Annotated in this window: 3 protein-coding genes; all 3 read left to right on the forward strand. The window is 73.8% G+C overall.

What is annotated here, in order from left to right; genetic code table 11:
• Positions 1-137: 137 nt before the first annotated feature.
• Positions 138-1,532 carry a M1 family metallopeptidase gene (locus B4M60_RS15605; protein WP_291086154.1) on the forward strand — a complete coding sequence of 465 codons (1,395 nt, stop codon included), beginning with the start codon at positions 138-140 and terminating at the stop codon, positions 1,530-1,532.
• On the forward strand, positions 1,510-2,805 hold the full coding sequence (locus B4M60_RS15610; RefSeq protein ID WP_291086157.1) for a polysaccharide biosynthesis protein: 1,296 nt from the start codon (positions 1,510-1,512) through the stop codon (positions 2,803-2,805). Before B4M60_RS15605 ends, B4M60_RS15610 begins: the two co-directional genes overlap by 23 nt.
• Positions 2,802-4,126: arabinofuranosyltransferase (locus B4M60_RS15615; RefSeq protein WP_291086159.1), on the forward strand; the 1,325-nt coding region annotated here is incomplete at its 3' end. The genes B4M60_RS15610 and B4M60_RS15615, both read left to right, overlap by 4 nt.

Consider the following 4,126-nt stretch of genomic DNA (forward strand, 5'->3'; position numbering starts at 1 on the left):
CCGGGTGCGCTGCGTGTCTGGACCCGACACGCAGCGCGAGCGGCCGGAATCCGGGCAGACACGCAGCGCACCCGCCGGTGGGACGAGGGAGCGCGTCACGGGCCCCCCGGCGCGGGTCCACTACACTCGCGCTGGTCATGGAATTAAAGGCAGTCAAGAGAGACCTCGTCGCCAAGATCACGGCGCCCCGCAACCCTTCCCGCACCGATCCGGTCGACCCCTACCTGCCCAGCGCCGGCAACCACGGGTACCGCGTCACCCGTTACGAGCTGGACCTCACCTACAAGATGAGCTCCAACAACCTGCGTGGCGAGGCCGTGATCACCGCCACCGCCACCGAGCCGCTCGAGGCCGTCCACCTGGACCTGTCCCCCCACCTCGAGGTGTCCAAGGTCCTGCTCAACGGCGGGCGCGTGGCCAAGTACACGCGCCCGAGGGGCAAGCTCTCGGTCACCCCGACCGAGCCGCTCGCCGTGGGGTCGGCGTTCACCCTCACCATCCGCTACTCCGGCAACCCCCGGCCCATCCGGGGCGCCTGGGGCGAGGTCGGCTGGGAGGAGCTCACCGACGGCGTCCTGGTGGCCAACCAGCCCAACGGCGCCGCCAGCTGGTTCCCGTGCGACGACCACCCGTCCTCCAAGGCGCCGTTCCACATCCGGCTCACCACGGATTCGCCGTACCGCGCCGTGGTGACCGGCTCGCTCGTGGGCACGAAGCGCAGCGGCAGCATGACCACCTGGGAGTTCGACCTCCCCCAGCCGACCTCCACCTACCTGGTCACGGTCAACCTCGGCCAGTACGAGCACCTCGAGGCGGCCGGCGGGACGGTGCCGTTCCACGCGTTCCTGCCCGCCGACCTCAAGCGGGACTTCCGCGTGGCGTTCGCCCGCCAGCTCGAGATGCTCGACGTCTTCACCGACCTGTTCGGCCCGTACCCGTTCGACAGCTACAAGGTGGTGGTGACCGACGACGAGCTGGAGATCCCCCTCGAGGCGATGGGCATGTCCACGTTCGGCCGCAACACGGCCGTGTCCGGGACCGCGGACGAACGCCTGATCGCCCACGAGCTGGCCCACCAGTGGTTCGGCAACGCCGTCACCGCCGCCGAGTGGAAGCACATCTGGCTGCACGAGGGCTTCGCCTGCTACGCCGAGTGGCTGTGGACGGAGTTCTCCGGCGGCGCGGACGCCGGGAGCCACGCGCTGCGCTACTACTCCAAGCTGCAGAACTCCCCCCAGGACATCCTGCTGGCCGATCCCGGGCCCAAGGACATGTTCGACGACCGCGTCTACAAGCGGGGCGCGCTCACCCTCCACGTGCTCCGGCTGACGATCGGAGACGAGAGGTTCTTCGACCTGCTCCGCGCGTGGGTGGCCAAGTACTCGGGCAGGACCGTGACCACCGACGACTTCCTCCACCTGGCCGCCGACCACTCCACCCTCGACCTGCGCCCGCTGTGGAACGCCTGGTTGTTCTCCGAGCCGCTGCCGCCGACCCTCGGCATGCCCGATGTCGACCCCGGCCGCGGCTGACCCCACGCCCACCGCCGGGCGGGGCCCCTCGGGCGGGATGCGGGCGCTGACCCTGGCAACCCTGTTCGCCGCCGCCTCCGGCTACCTGGTGATGCTCATCGCCGGTCGCGCCCTGGGACCGGCGGACTTCCCGCTCTTCGCCACCTACTGGGGCGCGTTCTTCGCGCTCGGCGGCGTGGCGAACGGTCTCATGCAGGAGACCACCCGCGCGGTCCGCTCGGCCCGGGAGGGCGCCGGGACCGATTCCGCCCGGGCGTCGGGGCCGCGCGTGCGCCTGCTCCTCGCCGGGCTGCTGCTCGGGCTGGCGTTGGCCGCCGTCGTGGTGGCGAGCGCGCCGGCCTGGCCCGCCCTGGGGATGCCCACCTTCTCCGGGGTCGGCGTGGCGGTCATGGCCGTCGGGATCCTCGGCTTCAGCCTCCAGGCCGCCACCGCCGGAGCGCTCTCGGGCACCGAACGCTGGGGAGGCTACGCGGTGCTGCTCACCGTGGACGCCGCGCTGCGCCTGGCGACGGCGGCCGTGGCGTGGACGCTCGGCGACGCCGCGCTGGGGTTCGCCGTGGCCACCGTGGCGGGCACGCTCACCTGGATCCTGCTCGTCGCGCTCTCCCCCGCGACCCGGGAATCGCTGCGGTCCGCGCTCGACGTGGCGCGCGGCAGGTTCTGGCGCAACACCGGTTCCGCGATGCTGGCCTCGGCCGGGACCTCGGCGCTCGTGGTGGGCTTCCCCGTCTTCGTCACCGCGACCGTGCGCGAGTCCGACCCGGCGCCCCTCGTCGGCGCGGTGATCCTGGCCATCACCCTCACCCGGGCCCCGCTCCTGGTGCCGCTGACCAGCTTCCAGAGCGCGATCATCGTCTACTTCGTGCAGCGCCGGGCCGGCGGGGCGCGCGCCCTCGCCGCCCCGCTCGGCCTGGTCGCGGCGGTCGGCATCGTGGGCGCGGGGGCCGCGTGGCTGGTGGGGCCGTGGCTCATCCGGGTGCTGTTCGGCGCCGAGTTCGAGCTTCCCGGGGCGGTCCTGGCCGCCCTCACCGCCGCGTCCGTCGGCACCGCCGCGCTGATGGTCACGGGCAACGCCGCCCTGGCCTTCGACCGGCACCTGCTCTACAACGCCGGCTGGTGGGTGGCCGTGGCCGCCGCCGCGATCCTGCTCGTCACCGTTCCCGGCCCGCTCGACGTGCGCTCGGCCATCGCGCTGCTCGCCGGGCCCGGTGTCGGCGTGGCCCTGCACCTGGTCGGGCTCGCCACCGCCCGCGCCGCGGATCCCGCCACATGACCGACGCCCGCCTCACCGCGCGGCGCGCCGCCGAACTCCTGGCCGGACTCGTCGTGGCCGCTCTCGTCGGTTCGCTGACCCTGGCCGCCGTGAGCGCCCTGCCGTTCGCCGATCCCAGCTGGCTGCCCGAGACCTTCGGCGCCACCCTCGCCGCCGGGTTCGTGGTCCTCGCGGGGTGGCTGCTCCTGCGGCGGGCGACCGGCGACCGCGCACTGTGGCTGCTCGGGACCGCGGGGCCCGCGTTCCTGGCCTCCTCGCACCTCGGGCTGCTCCTGCACGGCACGCCGCACTACCTGTTCGGGCTCGCGGGCGATCAGCTCAACCGCGTCGCGTACGTCACGCGCTTCGCCGACTCGCCCGCGCTCCACGACCCCTTCTACGCCGACGCCGCCCCCTTCTACCCGCCGCAGTGGTTCTGGGTGGGCGGCCGGCTGGCAGCGCTGACCGGCGTGGAGTCCTGGGAGTTCTACAAGCCGTACGCCATCGTCACCATGGCCATCGCGGGCGCGATCGCGTTCGTGGCCTGGCGCTGGCTGGTCCCCGCGCGCCTGGCCGTGCTGTTCGGTGTGGTCACCGCCGTGGTGGGCGGGCACACCAACGCCTACGAGCCGTACTCGTGGATCCTCATCTGCCTGCTGCCGCAGGTCGTCGTGGCGACGTTCCTGCTCTGCGCCCGCGCCGCCGCGCACGCGCGGGGCCGGCCGGACGGCGGGCCCACGTGGCCGCTGGTCGTGACGATCGGCGCCTACCTGGGGTGGGCGGCCCTGGACTACACGCTCATCGCGGGGTTCGCGGCGGTGCTCGTGGGCCTCGTCGTCGTCGGCCACGCCTGGCTCGCCCGCGCCGACCGCGGGGTGGTCGCGGCGCTGCTGTCCCGCCTGGCCGGCATGGCCGGCCTCTCCGCGGCGTTCGCGCTGGTGTTCTGGCACCGCTACCTGCTGGCGGTGCTCGGCGGCGCGGAGACCGAGCGTTCCGTGGCCAACCACTTCGCCCCCGAGATCGGCTCGCGCTGGCCCATGCCGGTGTTCGAGGTGTCCGCCGCCGGGCTCCTCGCCCTGATCGGCGTGGGGTGGGTGGTGGTGACGGTCTGGCCGGGCGGCGCCGGCCGGCTCGCCGACCGCGGCGCGGCGGCGGTGACCACCCGGATCGGAACCGGCGAGGTGAGGGGCGGAACCGGCGACGTCTCCATCCCACCCCCAACAAACGACGACGACGAGGCCACCCCCTCCACCCCGGGCTGGCCGCTACCGGCGCCCGCCCGCGCGCTCGTGCTGGCACAGGCGCTGACGCTGATGGTCGTGGCGGTGCTCGGCTGGTACGC

It is taken from the genome of Dietzia sp. UBA5065 (assembly GCA_002415925.1).
Taxonomy (GTDB): domain Bacteria; phylum Actinomycetota; class Actinomycetes; order Mycobacteriales; family Mycobacteriaceae; genus Dietzia.

What these genes read in the sequence shown, in the direction of transcription:
- B4M60_RS15605 (WP_291086154.1), top strand. Translation starts at nt 138, where the DNA reads ATGGAATTAAAGGCAGTCAAGAGAGACCTCGTCGCCAAGATCACGGCG.
- B4M60_RS15610 (WP_291086157.1), top strand. Translation starts at nt 1,510, where the DNA reads ATGTCGACCCCGGCCGCGGCTGACCCCACGCCCACCGCCGGGCGGGGC.